This is a genomic window from Sphingomonas sp. Leaf4 (genome assembly GCF_920939515.1).
Lineage (GTDB): Bacteria > Pseudomonadota > Alphaproteobacteria > Sphingomonadales > Sphingomonadaceae > Sphingomonas.
In genome coordinates, this window is record NZ_CAKLBB010000012.1 from 46,995 (window position 1) to 64,724 (window position 17,730).

General features: G+C 66.9%; 10 protein-coding genes. 5 read left to right on the forward strand and 5 right to left on the reverse strand.

The features are described 5' to 3' along the window. Positions 1–24: 24 nt before the first annotated feature. Genes LRA89_RS16865 through glgX form a run of 5 tightly spaced genes read left to right on the forward strand, consistent with a single transcriptional unit; the run spans position 25 to position 9,055 of the window. On the forward strand, positions 25–2,454 hold the full coding sequence (locus tag LRA89_RS16865) for a glycogen/starch/alpha-glucan phosphorylase (protein WP_230772116.1): 2,430 nt from the start codon (positions 25–27) through the stop codon (positions 2,452–2,454). Then, positions 2,451–4,601: a 1,4-alpha-glucan branching protein GlgB gene (gene glgB / locus LRA89_RS16870; protein ID WP_230772118.1), complete on the forward strand. Its 2,151-nt coding sequence runs from the start codon at positions 2,451–2,453 to the stop codon at positions 4,599–4,601. The genes LRA89_RS16865 and glgB overlap by 4 nt, the downstream gene beginning before the upstream one ends. A gap of 13 nt (positions 4,602–4,614) precedes the next feature. Continuing rightward, positions 4,615–5,868: a glucose-1-phosphate adenylyltransferase gene (gene glgC, locus LRA89_RS16875; RefSeq protein WP_082448372.1), complete on the forward strand. Its 1,254-nt coding sequence runs from the start codon at positions 4,615–4,617 to the stop codon at positions 5,866–5,868. An 8-nt stretch (positions 5,869–5,876) separates the two neighbouring features. After that, positions 5,877–7,289: a glycogen synthase GlgA gene (glgA, locus tag LRA89_RS16880; protein ID WP_230772120.1), complete on the forward strand. Its 1,413-nt coding sequence runs from the start codon at positions 5,877–5,879 to the stop codon at positions 7,287–7,289. A gap of 17 nt (positions 7,290–7,306) precedes the next feature. Further along, positions 7,307–9,055: a glycogen debranching protein GlgX gene (gene glgX / locus LRA89_RS16885; RefSeq protein WP_230772122.1), complete on the forward strand. Its 1,749-nt coding sequence runs from the start codon at positions 7,307–7,309 to the stop codon at positions 9,053–9,055. Positions 9,056–9,216: 161 nt separating this feature from the next. Here glgX and LRA89_RS16890 read toward each other — a convergent pair whose 3' ends face one another. Genes LRA89_RS16890 through LRA89_RS16910 form a run of 5 tightly spaced genes read right to left on the reverse strand, consistent with a single transcriptional unit; the run spans position 9,217 to position 17,709 of the window. Further along, a complete protein-coding gene (locus LRA89_RS16890; protein WP_230772125.1) occupies positions 9,217–10,713 on the reverse strand; it encodes an MFS transporter in 1,497 nt (498 codons plus the stop codon). Positions 10,714–10,717: 4 nt separating this feature from the next. After that, entirely contained in the window at positions 10,718–12,763 is a 2,046-nt protein-coding gene (locus LRA89_RS16895; RefSeq protein ID WP_443025006.1) for a glycoside hydrolase family 97 protein, read from the reverse strand. A gap of 25 nt (positions 12,764–12,788) precedes the next feature. Beyond that, positions 12,789–14,411 (reverse strand): alpha-glucosidase, encoded by a 1,623-nt coding sequence (locus tag LRA89_RS16900; RefSeq protein WP_230772126.1) that lies wholly within the window; start codon positions 14,409–14,411, stop codon positions 12,789–12,791. Continuing rightward, on the reverse strand, positions 14,408–16,195 hold the full coding sequence (locus tag LRA89_RS16905) for an alpha-amylase family glycosyl hydrolase (protein ID WP_230772127.1): 1,788 nt from the start codon (positions 16,193–16,195) through the stop codon (positions 14,408–14,410). Before LRA89_RS16905 ends, LRA89_RS16900 begins: the two co-directional genes overlap by 4 nt. Beyond that, positions 16,192–17,709: a tryptophan halogenase family protein gene (locus tag LRA89_RS16910; RefSeq protein WP_230772128.1), complete on the reverse strand. Its 1,518-nt coding sequence runs from the start codon at positions 17,707–17,709 to the stop codon at positions 16,192–16,194. The genes LRA89_RS16905 and LRA89_RS16910 overlap by 4 nt, the downstream gene beginning before the upstream one ends. Between the last annotated feature and the right edge of the window lie 21 nt (positions 17,710–17,730).

Here is a 17,730-nt window from a genome sequence, read left to right on the forward strand (position 1 = left end):
GTCTTGTCCGATTCAGGAGCCCGCGTGACCCAGCCTGCCCTTGCCGCCGCCGCTTCGCCCACGCCACCGCTCGCCGATGCCATTCTCGACACGCTGATCCACCGGATCGGCAAGGACGCGCAGGCCGCGCTGCCGCACGACTGGCTGGCCGCCACGATCCTGACCGTCCGCAACGACGTGATCGAACGCTGGATGACGTCGAGCAAGCAGGCGCATGCCGATGGCGCGAAGCGGGTCTATTATCTCAGCCTCGAATTCCTGATCGGGCGGCTGCTGCGCGACGCGATCGCCAATCTGTCGCGCAGCGACGAGGTGCGCGCGGCGCTGGCGTCGCTCGGCGTCGATCTGTCGACGCTGGAGGACGAGGAACCCGATGCCGCGCTCGGCAACGGTGGCCTCGGCCGGCTGGCGGCGTGCTTCATGGAAAGCCTCGCGACGCTCGATCTGCCCGCCTATGGCTATGGCATCCGCTATGTGAACGGCATGTTCCGCCAGCGGATCGACAATGGCTGGCAGGTCGAACTGCCCGAAACGTGGCTGCGGCACGGCAATCCGTGGGAGTTCGAGCGGCGCGAGAGCGCCTATCCGGTCGGCTTCGGCGGCGAAGTGACCGGCGACGAGAATGGCGCGGTCCACTGGCACCCGGCCGAGATGGTCGAGGCGATGGCGGTCGACACGCCGGTGATCGGCTGGCGCGGGGCGCGGGTGAACACGCTGCGGTTGTGGACCGCGCGCGCCTATGACCCGATCCGGCTCGACCGGTTCAACGCCGGCGACCATGAAGGCGCGCTGGCCGGACAGGTGCGTGCCGAAACGCTGGTTCGCGTCCTCTATCCCGCCGATGCGACGCCCGCCGGACAGGAGCTGCGGCTGCGGCAGGAGTATTTCTTCTCCTCCGCTTCGATCCAGGACATCGTGCGCCGCCACGTCCAATATTCCGGCGACATCCGCACGCTGGCGGACAAGGCGGCGATCCAGTTGAACGATACGCATCCGGCGGTGTCGGTCGCCGAACTGATGCGGCTGTTGATCGACGAACATGCGCTCGATCTGGACGAGGCATGGACGATCACCAAGGCAACGTTCGGCTATACCAACCACACGCTGCTGCCCGAGGCGCTGGAAAGCTGGCCCCTCCCCCTCTTCGAGCGGCTGCTGCCCCGACACATGCAGATCGTCTACGCGATCAACGCCAAGGTGCTGCGCGAGGCGCGCGCCAAGGGGATCGACGACGGCGCGATCTCGTCGATCAGCCTGATCGACGAGGGCGGCGAGCGGCGGGTGCGGATGGCCAACCTCGCGTTCGTCGGCAGCCACAGCGTCAATGGCGTGGCGGCGTTGCATACCGACCTGATGAAGCAGACGGTCTTCGCCGATCTCCACCGGCTGTATCCCACGCGGATCAACAACAAGACCAACGGCATCACCCCCAGGCGTTGGCTGTTCGAGAGCAACCCAGCGCTCACCGCATTGATTCGCGAGGCGATCGGCGACGGTTTCCTCGACGATGCGGCGAAACTGGCCGATCTGCGCCCCTTCGCCGAGGATGCCGCGTTCCGCGAAAAGTTCGAGCAGGTGAAGCGCGCGAACAAGTCGCGGCTGGCGCAGCATCTGCGCGAGACGATGGGCGTCCGGCTCGATCCGCAGGCGATGTTCGACGTGCAGGTGAAGCGCATCCACGAATACAAGCGCCAGTTGCTCAACATCCTCGAGACGGTGGCGCTGTACGACCAGATCCGCAGCCATCCCGAACGCGACTGGACCCCGCGCGTGAAGCTGTTCGGCGGTAAGGCCGCGCCGAGCTATCACAACGCCAAGCAGATCATCAAACTGGCGGGCGACGTGGCGCGGCGGGTGAACGCCGATCCGGCGGTCGGCAACCTGCTGCGCGTCGCATTCATCCCCAACTACAATGTGTCGCTGGCGGAGAAGATCATGCCGGCGGCCGACTTGTCCGAACAGATCAGCACGGCCGGGATGGAGGCATCGGGCACCGGCAACATGAAGCTGGCGCTGAACGGCGCGCTGACCATCGGCACCTTGGACGGGGCGAACGTCGAAATCCGCGACCATGTCGGTGCCGAGGACATCATCATCTTCGGCATGACCGCCGACGAGGTCGCGGCGAAGCGCGCCGCCGGATATGACCCGCGCGAGGCGATCGCCGCGTCGCCCGAACTGGCGCAGGCGCTGGCGGCGATCAAGGGCGGGGTGTTCAGCCATGACGATCCGACCCGCTATGTCGGGCTGATCGAGGGGATCGAGAACAGCGACTGGTTCCTGTGCGCCGCCGACTTCGACAGCTATGCCACCGCGCAGCGCGACGTCGACCGCCGCTGGCAAGACCGTGCCGGGTGGAATGCCAGTGCGATCCGCAACGTGGCCGGCGTCGGCTGGTTCTCGTCCGACCGCACGATCGGCGAATATGCCCGCGACATCTGGGGCGTGATGTGACGCCTTCGGCGGACGCGATCGCCGCGCTCCTTGAAGGCAGGCAAGCCGATCCGTTCGCCCTGTTGGGGCCGCATGCCGGCCCCGCCGGCACCTTCGTGCGCGCATGGCTGCCCGGTGCGCAGAAGGTGCTGGCGCATGACCTGTCGGGCACGGTGCTCGGCGAGTTGAAGCCGGTCGGCGACGGCATGGTCGAGGGGATCGTCGCCGGCCCGCCCCGGCCCTTGTGGTATTACGCGCGCGGCGGCGGCGGCGAATGGTGGGTGAAGGACCCGTACAGCTTCGGACCCGTCCTTGGCCCCACCGACGATTTCCTGATTGCCGAGGGGACGCACCTGCGCCTCCACGACAAGCTCGGCGCGCATCCGATTCGCCACGAAGGCGCCGATGGCATGCACTTCGCCGTCTGGGCGCCCAATGCGCAGGTGGTGAGCGTCGTCGGCGACTGGAACGGGTGGGACGCGAAGCGCCACCCGATGCGCCGGCGCGGCGACGTGGGCGTGTGGGAAATCTTCCTGCCCGACGTCGGACCAGGGCAGGCGTATAAATTCGCCATCCGGGGGCCGGACGGGCAATTGCTGCCGCTGAAGGCCGATCCGTTCGCCTTCGCCAGCGAATTGCGCCCGGCCACCGCGTCGCGCACCGCCGCGCCGATCGATCACGACTGGCACGATGCGGCGCACCGCGCGCATTGGGCGTCGATCGATCCGCGCCGGGTGCCGATCTCGATCTACGAGGTCCATGCCGGAAGCTGGCAGCGCGAGGACGATGGCGGCTTCCTGCATTGGGACCGGATGGCCGACCGGCTGATTCCCTATGTCATCGCGATGGGCTTCACCCATATCGAATTTCTGCCGATCAGCGAGCATCCCTATGATCCGTCATGGGGCTATCAGACGACCGGCCTTTATGCCCCCTCCGCCCGCTTCGGCGATCCGGCGGGGTTCGCGCGTTTCGTCGACGGCGCGCACAAGGCGGGGATCGGCGTGCTGCTCGACTGGGTGCCGGCGCATTTCCCGGTCGACGCGCATGGCCTCGCGCAGTTCGACGGGACCGCGCTCTACGAACATGAAGACCCGCGGTTGGGCTTCCACCCCGACTGGCAGACCGCGATCTATAATTTCGGGCGGCGCGAGGTGTCGCAGTTCCTCGTCAACAACGCGCTGTTCTGGGCCGAACATTATCATGTCGATGGCCTGCGCGTCGATGCGGTCGCCTCGATGCTCTACCGCGACTATTCGCGCGAGCCGGGCGAATGGATTCCCAATGCCGATGGCGGGCGCGAGAATTGGGAAGCGGTCGACTTTCTGCGCGCCACCAACCGCGCGATCTACCGCGAGCATCCCGGCGTCTTCACCGTCGCCGAGGAATCGACGTCGTGGCCCGGCGTCAGCCGTCCGGCGCATGAAGGGGGGCTGGGCTTCGGGTTCAAATGGAACATGGGCTTCATGCACGACACGCTGTCGTACATGGCGCGCGAACCGGTCCACCGGCAGCACCACCATGACGACATCACCTTCGGCCTGACCTATGCCTTCGCCGAGAATTTCGTCCTGCCGCTCAGCCATGACGAGGTCGTCCACGGCAAGGGATCGTTGCTGACGAAGATGGCGGGCGACGAATGGCAGAAATTCGCCAATCTTCGCGCCTATTATGCGTTGATGTGGGGCTATCCCGGCAAGAAGCTGCTGTTCATGGGGCAGGAGTTCGCGCAGGCGCGCGAATGGTCGGAGGAACGTGCACTCGACTGGGAGTTGCTCGAAGCGCCGGCCCATGCTGGCGTGTCGTTGCTGGTGCGCGATCTCAACCATCGCTACCGCGACACCCCCGCGCTCCATGCGCGCGATTGCGAGGGTGACGGGTTCTGCTGGGCAGTTGTCGACGATGCCGCGCAGTCGGTGTTCGCGTGGGAGCGGCGTGCACCGGGCGAGCCGCCGGTGCTGGTCGTCGCCAACATGACGCCGGTGCCGCGTTACGGCTACCGCGTGCCGGTGTCGGCGAACGGGCGCTGGCGCGAAATCCTGAACAGCGATGCGTCCGCCTATGGCGGGAGCGGACTGGGCAATCTGGGCGTTGTCGAGGGCAAGGACGGGAGCGTCGTGCTGACGCTGCCGCCGCTCGCGACAATGTGGTTTCGATTAGAACGATAAACGGGGAGGATGTATGGAGCGTAGGGGGCAACCATTGGCACGCGATGCCATGGCCTATGTGCTGGCCGGCGGACGTGGCAGCCGCTTGTTCGAGATGACCGATACGCGCGCGAAGCCGGCGGTCTATTTCGGCGGCAAGAGCCGGATCATCGATTTCGCGCTGTCGAACGCGATCAATTCAGGCATCCGCCGCATCGGCGTGGCGACACAGTACAAGGCGCACAGCCTGATCCGCCACCTGCAACGCGGCTGGAACTTCCTGCGCCCCGAACGCAACGAAAGCTTCGACATCCTGCCCGCCAGCCAGCGGATCAGCGAGTTCCAGTGGTATGAGGGCACCGCCGACGCCGTCTACCAGAACATCGACATCATCCAGAGCTATCGCCCCGAATATATGGTGATCCTGGCGGGCGATCACATCTACAAGATGGATTACGAGCTGATGCTTCAGCAGCACTGCGATACGGGAGCCGACGTCACGGTCGCCTGTATGGAAGTGCCGCGGATGGAGGCGTCCGGCTTCGGCGTGATGCACGTCGACGGCACCGACCGGATCATCGATTTCGTCGAGAAACCCGCCGATCCGCCGGCGATGCCCGACAATCCCGACATGGCGCTCGCCAGCCTCGGCATCTATGTCTTCCGCACCGAATTGCTGTTCGAACAGTTGCGCCGCGACGCCGATGAGGAAGGATCGTCGCGCGATTTCGGCAAGGACCTGATCCCGTGGCTGGTCCGGCACGGCCATGCGCAGGCGCATCGCTTCTCCGCCTCCTGCGTCCGCTCGGCCGACGAGCCGGGGTCCTACTGGCGCGACGTGGGCACGGTCGATGCCTATTGGGAAGCCAACATCGATCTGACCGACGTGGTGCCGCAGCTCGACCTGTACGACCGGAGCTGGCCGCTGTGGACCTATTCGGAAATCACCCCGCCCGCCAAGTTCGTCCATGACCTCGACGGGCGGCGCGGCAGCGCGGTGTCGAGCCTGATCGCGGGCGACTGCATCGTGTCGGGTGCCAGCGTGCATCGCAGCCTGCTCAGCACCGGGGTGCGCGCGCACAGCTTCGCCAGTATCGACGAATCGGTGGTGCTGCCGATGACGCGGATCGGGCGTGGCGCGCGGCTCACCAAATGCGTGGTCGACGCCGGGGTGACGATCCCCGACGGACTGGTGATCGGCGAGGATCCGGTGATGGACGCCCATCGTTTCCGCCGGACCGAACGCGGGGTGTGCCTCATCACCCAGCCGATGATCGACCGGCTGTAGGGCGGTCGATGCGCGTTCTGTCGGTCGCGTCCGAAGCCTATCCGCTGGTCAAGACCGGCGGCCTTGCCGATGTCGTCGGCGCCCTGCCCGCCGCGCTCGCCCCGCACGGGATCGAGACGGTGACATTGCTGCCCGGCTATCCGGCGGTCATGAAGGCGGCGACCGCAAAGGTCGTGCGGACATGGGACGATCTGCTGGGTGAGCCGGCGCGGCTGCTGGGTGGCACGATCGACGGGCATCCCTTGCTGGTGCTCGACGTGCCGACGCTGTTCGCACGCGACGGCGGCCCCTATGCCGATGCGACCGGCCGCGACTGGGCGGACAATTGGCGGCGGTTCGCGGCCCTGTCGCGCGCAGCGGCGGACATCGCGGGCGACTTCGATCTGGTACACGCGCATGACTGGCAGGCGGCGCTGACCCCGGCCTATCTGCGCTATGACGACAGCGCGGTGCCGAGCGTCGTCACCATCCACAATATCGCGTTTCAGGGGCATTATGACGCGACGGTCTTCGCCGACCTCGGCTTGCCCGACGCGGCGTTCGCGCTCGACGGCGTCGAATATTATGGCGGGGTCGGGTTGCTGAAAGCCGGGCTGGCTTCCGCCTCGGCGATCACCACCGTGTCGCCGAGCTATGCCGAGGAAATCCGGAGGCCCGCGTTCGGCATGGGGCTGGAAGGACTGATCGAGGTCCGGCGCGACCGGGTGAGCGGCATCGTCAACGGCATCGACCCGGCGGTGTGGTCGCCACACGCCGACACGGCGCTGCCTGCGCCCTATTCCGTCCGTACCCTCGCCCGCCGTCGCACCAACAAGCGTGCGCTTGAGGCGGCGTTCGATCTGGCGCGGGGCGATGGCCCGATCTTCGTCGTGGTCAGCCGGCTGACATGGCAGAAGGGCATGGACGTACTCGCCGACACGCTCGACACGCTGGTGGCCTTGGGCGGGCGGCTGGCGCTGCTCGGATCGGGCGACGCCGCGCTCGAAGCCGCGTTTCTTGACGCCGCCCGGCGGCATCCCGGCGCGATCGGGGTGCGGATCGGCTATGACGAGGCGCTGTCGCATCTGTTGCAAGGCGGCGGCGATGCGATCCTGATCCCGTCGCGGTTCGAGCCGTGCGGGCTGACGCAGCTCTACGGTCTCGCTTATGGCTGCGTGCCGGTGGTGGCGCGAACCGGTGGCCTCGCCGATACGGTAATCGACGCCAACGAGGCGGCGGTCGCGGCGGGTGTCGCCACCGGCGTGCAGTTCGGTGACGTCAGTGTCGATGGCCTGGTCCACGCGCTACGCCGGACGATCGACCTGTATCGCCAGCCGCCACTGTGGAGCGCGATGCAGCGGCAGGGCATGCGCGCCGACTTTAGCTGGACGCGCAGCGGCGCGCGCTATGCCGCACTCTATCGCAGCCTGATCGCGGCGTGATCCCCGGCGCAAGTCCGATGCCCGGCGGCACCGCCTTCGCGGTGCGCGCGCGGCGGGCCGATGCGGTGTGGCTGTGCCTGTTCGACGGCGACGACGAACGCCGCGTCGCGATGACGCGCGACGGCGACTGGTTCGTGGTCGAGGTGCCGGGCGTCGGGCCGGGGCAGCGCTATGGCTATCGCGCCGAAGGCGAATGGGCACCCGATCGCGGACTGTGGCATGATCCGGCCAAGCTGCTCGTCGATCCCTATGCGGTCGAACTCGATCGCCGGTTCGGGTGGGATGCGGCGCTTGCCGGTTTCGGCGCGGAGACGGGGCATCTGGTGCCGCGTGCGATCGTGCCGTCCCCCCTGCCCGCCGCGATTCCCGATCCGGTGCCGATCGATCCGGCGGGGCTGATCTACGAAGTCAACGTGCGCGGCTTCACGATGCTCCACCCCGACGTTCCCGAAGCACAGCGCGGGAAGATCGCCGCGCTCGCCCACCCGGCGATCGTCGCGCATCTGAAGCGGATCGGCGTCACCGCGATCGAGCTGATGCCGGTCGTTGCGTGGATCGACGAGCGGCATCTCGCCCCGCTCGGGCTGAGCAATGCGTGGGGCTATAATCCGGTCGTGCCGATGGCGATCGATCCGGGGCTGGCCCCCGGCGGCATCGCCGAACTGCGCGACACCATCGCCGCATTGCACGACGCGGGGATCGCGGTGATCCTCGACCTCGTTTTCAATCACACCGGCGAGAGCGACGCGGAGGGACCGGTCCTGTCGCTGCGCGGGCTGGACGATCGCAGCTATGCCCATGCGCCGGATGGCAGCCTCATCAACGATACCGGCACCGGCAATACGCTCGACGCCGGCGATGCGGGGGTGCGCGACCTGATCGTCGAATCGCTGCGGCACTTCGCGTGTGCCGGCGTCGACGGCTTCCGGTTCGATCTGGCCCCGGTGATCGCCCGCTCGCCGGGGTTCGATGCGCAGGCGCCGATCTTCGCCGCGATCGCCGCCGATCCGCTGCTGGCCGCGCGGCAGATGATCGCCGAGCCATGGGACATCGGGCCGGGCGGTTATCAGCTCGGCAATTTCCCGTCGGACTGGCTGGAATGGAACGATCGCTACCGCGACGACGTGCGCCGCTTCTGGCGCGGCGATGGCGGCGCGGGGGCATTGGCGACGCGGCTGATGGGGTCGAGCGACGTGTTCGGATCGCCGACCCGCAGCGTCAATTTCCTTGCGGCGCATGACGGGTTCACGCTCGCCGACCTCGTGTCGCATGTCGATCGGCACAACCATGCCAATGGCGAGAACAATCGCGACGGGCATGGCGAGAACCTGTCGTGGAACCACGGCGTCGAGGGCCCGAGCGACGATCCGGCGATCCGGGCGGCGCGCGAGGGCGATCTACGCGCGCTGCTCGCCACGTTGTTCGCGACGCGCGGGCATATCCAGTTGACCGCCGGCGACGAGTTCGGCCGGACGCAGCGCGGCAACAACAACGGCTATGCGCAGGACAATGCGATCTCGTGGGTCGACTGGGCGGCACGGAACACGGCGCTGGAGGCGTTCGTCGCGGACTGCGCGGCATGGCGACGCGCGCGGCCGGTGGTGGTCGATCGCACGGTGCCTCTGGTGGCGGAGTGGCGGACGCTGGATGGACGGGCGATGACGGCAGAAGCTTGGGAAGCTTATGACTGTCCGGGGTTCGAACTGCATCTGGACGGGGCGGTGGTCCGGGTCGATCGTTCGGCGCGGCGGGTTACGCTCGGGTAGAAGAAGGGTTGGTTCACGCGGAGGCGCGGAGGCGCGGAGATGATTTGGACGCGGCAGCGTCGCTCCCAGCTACGCCGCGCCCAGCGACAGCGCCATTCGGCGCGACACGATCGTGAGCCGCAACCCCTCCGCGCCTCCGCGCTTCCGCGTGAACCAACCTTCTACTTCACCTGCACCCGAACCCGCAACATCGCCACCGCCGCCAGCGCCATCACCGCCGCCGCGATCAGCATCGTATAGGCCGGCTGCCCCGGGAACCATGTCTTGATGACACCCCCCATCACCGTGGCGACGATCAACTGCGGCAGCACGATGAAGAAGTTGAAGATACCCATATAGACGCCCAGCTTGCGCTGCGGCAACGCATCGGCGAGCAGCACATAGGGCATGGTCAGAACCGATGCCCACGCGATGCCGATCCCGATCATCGGCACGATCATCCCCAGCCGATCGTGCGTCGCAAAAATGCCGACGAACGCCGCCGCCCCGATCGCGAGACACAGCAGGTGGGTTCGCGCCGCACCGATCGCCTTGGCCAGCACCGGCAGCGCGAACGCCGCCAGCGCCGCGACGCCCGAATAGATGGCGAACAGCACGCCGACCCAGCTTCCCGCCTGATTATAGCCGTCCGCCGCCGGATCGATCGTTCCCCACACCTGCTGCGCGACGACCGGCGTGGTATAGACCCACAGCAGGATCAGCGCCCCCCACGTGAAGAACTGCACCCACGCCAGCCGCCGCATTGTCTCAGGCATGGTGATGAGGTCGCCGACGATATGGCTGAGCACATTGTTGCCGCGCCCGCCCCGGATCAGCGCGGCGGACACCAGTTGCGCCACGCCATAGAGCGCCACGCCGCCCGCGACGAAATAGGCCTCGCGCCCGCTGTCGAGCGCACCGCCACGCTCCGCCCATGCGATCAGCAGCGCGACGACGCCGCCCCCGACGATCCACCACAAGCCATGCCGCGGCATCGCCGGCGGCGTGCTGTCCTCGACCGCGCTCGACGCCTCGCCGAATGCCGCCAGTTCCTCGGGGCTGTATTCGCGCACCGTCATGACGGTCCACAACACGGCGAGGAGCAACATCGCCCCGCCGAAGTAGAAGCCATAGCGGACCGCATCGGGCACCTGGCCGGCGGGCGCGCTGTTGCTGACGCCGAAGACATTCTCCAGCACGAACGGCGCGATACTGGCGACGACCGCGCCCGCGCCGATGAACCATGTCTGGAACGCATAGCCCGCGGGCCGCTGCTTCGAGGGCAGCATGTCGCCGACGAAGGCGCGGAACGGCTCCATCGACACGTTGAGCGAGGCGTCGAGAATCCACAGCGTGATCGCCGCCGCAAGGATCGACGGCGAATTGGGCATGAAGAACAGCGCGCAGGTACACAGGATCGCGCCGACCAGAAAATAGGGCCGCCTGCGCCCCAGCGGCCCCCACGTCCGGTCCGAATAATGACCGATCAGCGGCTGGACCAGCAACCCGGTCAGCGGCGCGGCGATCCACATCAGCCCCAACTGGTCGAGCGGCGTGCCGAGCGACTGGAAGATGCGGCTGGCGTTCGCATTCTGCAATGCGAAGCCGATCTGGATGCCGAAGAAGCCGAACGAGATGTTCCAGAGCTTGGCGAAGCCGAGCGTGGGGCGGGTGTGCATTGCCTTACCTGCGCTTGCCCGGCGCGACGAAGCGGATCGCCTCGCCGCCGCCGGGGGCCAGCGCGATCGTCAGCGTGTCGCCCTTCTTCACCTGCCGCTGTTCGATCGTGATCGAATGGCGGGCGTCGGTACGGTAATCGGCGCCGGGTCCGTCGCGATAGATTTCGGCGGTATAGGTCTTGCCCGCGTCGAGGAAGTCGAGCGTCACCGTCGAGCTGCGCGCTTCCTCGTCACCGACCGCACCAAGATACCAGTCGTTGCTGCCCGCCGCCTTGCGCGCGATCGTCGCATAATCGCCGACCTCGCCGTTCAGCACGCGGGTGTCGGACCAGTCGGTCGGCACGTCGCGGATGAACTTGAACGCTGCCGGGTAGCGCGCGTAATTCTCCGGCGTATCGGCGGCCATGACGACCGGCGAATAGAGTACGACATAGAGCGCCAGTTGCTTGGCGATCGTCGACTTGATCGCGCTGCCGTTGCTGCCGGTCAGGCTCAGCACGCCCGGCGTGAAGTCCATCGGGCCGCCCAGAAACTGGGTGAACACCATGTTCGCCTCATGCTCGGGCGGGTTCTTGCCGCCTTCCCATGCGTTATATTCCATGCCGCGCCCGCCCTCGCGGCTCATCCAATTGGGATAGGTACGACGCAGCCCCGTGTCCTTGACCGGCTCGTGGCTGTCGATCGACACGCGGTAGCGCGCGGCGGCGTCAAGGACGCGCTGGTGGTGGTTCACCATCCACTGGCCCTCGTGCCATTCGCGATGCTTCGATCCATCGGCGTCGACCCGCTCGATCTGGCCGGCGTCGGTGACATAGCCGGTCTTGACCACCCGCTCGCCATGATCGGCCGCCCATTTGAACGCGCTGTCGAGCTGTGCGTCGTAATGGCTGACCGATCCGCCGGTTTCATGATGACCGATCAGCCGCACGCCCTTCGACTTCGCATAAGCGGCCAGCGTCGCCGCGTCGAAATCCTCGGTCGGCTGGCTGAAGTTCATGTCGTTGCCGTTGCCCAGCCAGTCGCCGTCCCAGCCGATATTCCACCCTTCGACCAGCACGCCGGCAATGCCGTTGGCAGCGGCGAAGTCGATATAGCGGCGGACGTTGGCGGTGGTCGCACCGTGCTTCGGCCCCCGCGCCCAGCTCCAGTCGCCCTTTATCATATTCCACCACACGCCGACGAACTTGCCCGGCTGAATCCAGCTTGCGGTTTCGCCCAGCCTGTTCGGTTCGTTCAGGTTCAGACCGATCCGGCTGGCGGCATAGAGGCCGGCGGCATCGTCGGCGATCGCGATCGTGCGCCACGGCGTCGAGAAGCCGGCAGCGCGCGTGACTTTGGGCCCGGTCGATCCGGGGGTCAGCACCGCGCGGAACGTCGTGCCCTCGGCCCGGGCGAGGTTCATCGCCGAATAGTCGGTCAGGGCCGCTTCATGGATCGCGACATGGCGACCGCTGGCGAGCTTCACCGTCATCACCGTCTGCGCGGTGCCGACCGCGTCGAGCGGCGTCTTGTTGTAGAGATATTCCTCGCGGTTCCACTCGAACGCCGGCTTCCACCATGCGGTGCCCGGCTCGGCGAAGGCGAACTGCGTCAGCTCGTCGGCGATGTTGGCGGTAGTGAGGTTCGCCTGTTTGGGCAGGGTGTAGCGGAAGCCGACGCCGTCATCGAACAGGCGGAACGTCACCGCCATCTCGCGCTTCAGGTTCTTCGCCTCGCGGAACGTCACCGTCAGTTCGGTGTGGTTGTCGCGGATCGTCTTCCACTCGCCGAACGGCTGGGTCCATGTCGCATCCGACCGGTCGCGCTTGGTATTCGCCACCACCAGCCCGCGCTCGATCTTCGGCGCGTCGGTGAACAGGAAACCCAGCCGGCTGTCGTTCAGCACCGGCTTGCCGCCCTTGGCGACCGCATAGCTTGGCCGCCCCTCATTATCGAGGCTGATCGCCACCGTCAGCGACCCGTCGGGCGAGGCGGCGCGCGCCACCACTTCGGCAAAGGCGGGCGAGGCGAAGGCGGTCATGCCCATCAGCCCCAGCGCCAGTTTCATCATCCGCATGACCAAATCGCTCCGTATGTCAGGACAGCAGCGCGACACGCGCCGCATAGGGGCCAAGCGCGTCGTCGCCGACCTCGCCCAGCGTTTCGAGGATGCGCGCCGCCGGTTCGGGGGCGAACGCCTGCACCGCATTGGTAAGGTTGAAGCTGCACCGGACCCGTTCGCCTTCGAGCGCGCGCTCGAAGGTGAGGATGGCGTCCGACGCCTCGATGATCGTCATTGCCCCCGATCGCAGCGCCGGATGAGCGTTGCGCAGCGCGATCACCCGGCGGGTGAAGTTCAGCAGCGACTGCGGATCGCCCTCCTGCGCGTCGACCGCCAGCGGACGATGCGCCTCGCCGGTCGGCAGCCATGGCTTGCCCGCACCGAAGCCCAAATTCTCGGCATCGGCGGCCCACGGCATCGGCGTGCGCGCGCCGTCACGCGACAGGGTGAGCGGCCAGTTGGCGATCGCCTCGGGATCCTGCAGATCCTCGAACGCGATGTCGACCTGCGGCAGCCCCAGTTCCTCACCGTTATAAAGGAAGATATTGCCGCGCAGGCACGCGAGCAGCAGCATCTTCAACCGCCCGAACGCCGCCGGATCGGCGCCCTGCGGCATCCAGCGCGAGACGGCGCGCGGCGCGTCGTGGTTCTCGAATGCCCAGCTCGGCCACGGATCGCCCTCGCCCCAGCTATCGAGCGCGTCGCGCATCACGCGCGGGGTGAAGCCCGGCGCATAGAGGAAGTCGAAACCATAGGCGGTGTTGAGCTTGTCGCCGCCGCCGCAGAACAGCTTCATCTCGCGCTCGGCATCGTCGCCGCCGATCTCGGCCACGGTGAAACGGTCGCCGTCATAGCCGTCGAGCACCGCGCGCACCCGTTGCAGGAACGCCGGAATATCGGGGTGGCTTTGGTTGTAGAGCTTGCGCTGGAAATCGAACGGGCGGGTGCGGGTCTTGCCGTTGCTGGGCATCGGCGGATTGTCGCGCAATTCCGGGTCGTGCATCGCGAAGTTGATCGCATCGAGCCGGAAACCGTCGACCCCGCGATCCAGCCAGAAGCGCGCGATGTCGAGCAGCGCCTCCTGCAAATCTCCATTATGGCCATGGAGTTGCGGCTGTTCTTTCAGGAAATTGTGAAGATAATACTGCCCGCGCCGGGCATCCCATGTCCATGCCGGGCCGCCGAATACCGATTGCCAGTTGCTCGGTGGCGAACCGTCGGGCTTTGCATCGGCCCAGACATACCAGTCGGCCTTGGAATTGGTCCGGCTCGACCGGCTCTCGACGAACCACGGATGTTCTTCGCTGGTGTGCGACCAGACCTGATCGATGATGATCCGCAGGCCGAGCGCATGGGCACGTGCGATCAGTGCGTCGAAATCGGCCAGCGTGCCGAAGATCGGATCGACATCGCAATAATTCGCAACGTCATAGCCGAAGTCCTTCATCGGCGAGGTAAAGAACGGCGACAGCCAGATCGCATCGACGCCGAGCGATGCGACATGCTCCAGATGCGCGGTGATCCCGGCGAGATCGCCGATCCCGTCGCCATTGCTGTCGGCGAAACTGCGTGGATATACCTGGTAGATGGTTGCGCCATGCCACCATGGGCGGGCGGCGGCCGGTTCGGGCAGGATCGATCGGGCGGCGTCGGTCATTTGTCAGTCTCCGCGGCACATACCGCATAGCCAAAGGCGGGAAGGGTCAGGCGGATCGCGCCGGTCTCGGTCACGCTGCCGCATTCGCCCGCCAATGCCCGAAACCGGATGGAAGCGGTATCGATCTGTACGTTGCGGGTGATCGGCGCGTCCGACGTGTTGAACGCCAGCAGCACTTCGCCGCCGCTCGTCGGATCGAACCGCGAGATCGCGAGCAGCCCCGCCTTTTCCTCGCGCGCGCGCAGCAACTGCCGTCCGCGCGTCAGCGCCGGGGTCGACGTCCGCAGCTTCGCGAGTGCGGCGATCTGGCGATACAGCGGATGACCGGGCGTGAAGTTCGTCTTGGCGGTGGTCGCGGTGGTCCCGACCAGCTTGTTGTCATTGTACGACGCGACCTGCGACGCGAACATGTCCTCGCGCGCGTCCTGATCGTTGCCGTCGCCGACGAACCCCTGTTCGTCGCCCGAATAGATGGTCGGCACGCCACGCAAGCTCAGCAGCATCGCGTTGGACAGCATCACGCGCGACAGGATTTCGGCATCACTCGCCTGCGGAAACGCCTTGCGAACCACCATGGCGAACCGGCCGTCGTCATGGTTGCCGGTGAAGGTCGGCAACTGGCGCGCGGTGTCGAACCCTTTCGCATAAAGCGGATCACCGGCGAACAGCGTCTCGAACGCATCGGTGCCCATGGTGCCCGCAACGGTTTGCACCACCGCTTCCCGGAACGCGAAGTCGAGGACCGCCGGGAACCGGTCGACCACCGTATGCTGTGCCAGCGACCCCGAATCGACCGAATGGCGCGATACTTCGCCAAAGATGTGGAAGTTCGGAATGCCGCGCGCCGCCGCGCGGGCCTGGATCGCGGGCACGAACGCCTGCCAGAATTCGGGGTTGACGTGCCGCGCGGTATCGATGCGGAAACCGTCGATGCCGAACCGGTCGATCCATCCGCCGAAGATGTCGATCATCCCCGCCACCACGCGCGGATTTTCGGTCATCAGATCGTCCAGCCCGACGAAATCGCCCATGGTCGAGCTTTCGTTGCGATAGGTCGTGTCGCCGCGATTATGATACAGCATCACGTCGTTCAGCCACGCCGGCACCTTGACCGACCGTTCGCCCACCGGGACGAACGGGGTATAGGCGAACGACGGATCGGTCAGCTTCGCGAAATTCTCCGTCGTCTGGACGCCGTCGCCCGCAAAGCCGCGATTTTTGCCGCTGGCAGCATAGGGATAGTCGGCTCGGCTGCGATAGACGCATTCGGTCTTGCCCACGCATTCGCGATACTGGATCACGTCGGCGGTGTGGTTGGCGATGATGTCCATATAAACCTTCATGCCCATCGCATGCGCGGTATCGACCAGCGTCTTGAAGTCGGCATCGGTGCCGAGATGCGGGTCGACGCGGGTGAAGTCCGTCACCCAATAGCCGTGATAGCCCGCCGACTCCTGTCCGGGGCCGCCCTGCACCGGCTTGTTCCTGAAAATGGGGCCGACCCAGATCGCGGTCGCGCCCAGCGCCTTGATATAGGGCAGGCGCGCGGTCAGCCCTTTCAGGTCGCCGCCGTGATAGAAACCCTTCGCCGTCGGATCATAGCCCGTGACCAGCCGGTCTCCGGTTAGCCCGCCACGATCATTGGCGCGGTCGCCGTTCTCGAACCGGTCGGGCAGGACGAAATAGATCACCTCGTCTTCGGGGAGTCGCTGGCGCACGTCCTGCGCGGTGGCGGGAAGCGCGGCCACACCAGCCAGCAGGGACAGGAACAGGGTTCGGATCACGCGGCAACCTTCGTTTGCGGCGCCGGGCAATGGGCGCGGAGGAACTCGTCATGCGTCGCCATGCGGGCGACGATCGACTCGACATGGGTGGCGGACAGCGACAGGAATTCGGGCAGTCGTGCCGTCGGCAGCGAACGGACCAGCGGATGATGGCCCTGCGGCATCACCCCCTGCCCGATCAGCAGTTGCAGCCACGCGACCTCGGCGAACAATTCATGCTCGTCGCGCAGGATGCGGCCCGATCCGCGGAACAGCTCGATCCGCTCGGCAAGGCTGTCGGGCAGCGGCGTCGCCCGCCGGTCGCGCCAGAACGGCTCGTCGCGGCCGTTCAGCACGTAATGGGCGATCAGGAAGTCGCGCACCGCCAGCCATTCGCGCTCCGACTGGCGATTGAATGCGGCGATGTCGGCGGCGCGTGGCGGCGCGCTCGGCCACAGCGCCAGCAACCGGGCGATGCCCGACTGGACGAGATGGATCGAGGTCGACTCGAGCGGTTCGAGAAACCCCGCCGCCAGCCCCAGCGCGACACAGTTGCCGATCCACGGCGACCGCCTGCGCCCCGTCGTGAAGCGCAACGGCCGGGGATCGCCCGACGCCGCACCGTCGAGGTTGCCGAGCAGCGTCGCCAGCGCCGCGTCGTCGGACAGATACTCACTGGCATAGACCAGCCCGTTGCCGGTCCTGCCCTGGAGCGGAATGCGCCATTGCCATCCCGCCGCACGCGCGGTGGCACGGGTATAGGGGGTGATCGGCGCGGTCGCGGCGCATGGCACCGCCAGCGCGCGGTCGCACGGCAGCAGCGACGACCAGTCGTCCCACGCGCTGCCCGGCATCCGCTCGATCAGCAGCGCGGCGAAGCCCGAACAGTCGATAAAGAAATCGGCGGCGATCCGCCGTCCGTCGGCCAGCATGACGGCGGCGATCGTATCGCCGCCCGACGGCGCGACATCGACGACGCGCCCCTCGACCCGGGTGACGCCGCCCCGTTCGGCCAGCGCGCGCAGATAGGCGGCATAGCGCGCCGCATCGAAATGATAGGCCCACGCCAACCCGCTTGGTGCCTGCGCGCTGCCGGGATCACGCCCAAAGCGACCGGCCTGCGCAGCGGCGGCGCAGGCGCTGTGCCGCCACAGCGACGCCGGATCGCTCGCGCCGCCGGCGGCCAGCCAGTAATGATGGAACGGCACCAGCCCTAGCGACCGTCCGATCGTACCGAACGCATGGAGATAGCGGCTGCCCTCCCCGTTCCATCCGGCGAATTCGATCCCCAGCTTGAAGCTGCCGCCGGTTTTGGCGACGAAATCATCCTCGTCGATCCCAAGATGCTGGTTGAACAGCCGCAGTTGCGGGATCGTCGCCTCACCCACCCCGACCGTGCCGATCGCGTCGGATTCGATCAGCGTCACCTCGACCTCCGGGGGCAGGAAGCGGGCGAGCGCCGCCGCCGTCATCCAGCCGGCCGATCCGCCGCCGACGATCGCGACCGTTGCTATCGACTGTTGCCCGATCGTCATCGCCGCCTCCCTTGGTGATTG

Bases quoted from the DNA above. Each gene is read 5' to 3' on its own strand.
- glgC (WP_082448372.1), top strand. From the start codon at position 4,615: ATGGAGCGTAGGGGGCAACCATTGGCACGCGATGCCATGGCCTATGTG.
- LRA89_RS16910 (WP_230772128.1), bottom strand. From the start codon at position 17,709: ATGACGATCGGGCAACAGTCGATAGCAACGGTCGCGATCGTCGGCGGC.
- LRA89_RS16895 (WP_443025006.1), bottom strand. From the start codon at position 12,763: ATGATGAAACTGGCGCTGGGGCTGATGGGCATGACCGCCTTCGCCTCG.
- glgA (WP_230772120.1), top strand. From the start codon at position 5,877: ATGCGCGTTCTGTCGGTCGCGTCCGAAGCCTATCCGCTGGTCAAGACC.
- LRA89_RS16900 (WP_230772126.1), bottom strand. From the start codon at position 14,411: ATGACCGACGCCGCCCGATCGATCCTGCCCGAACCGGCCGCCGCCCGC.
- LRA89_RS16890 (WP_230772125.1), bottom strand. From the start codon at position 10,713: ATGCACACCCGCCCCACGCTCGGCTTCGCCAAGCTCTGGAACATCTCG.
- glgX (WP_230772122.1), top strand. From the start codon at position 7,307: ATGCCCGGCGGCACCGCCTTCGCGGTGCGCGCGCGGCGGGCCGATGCG.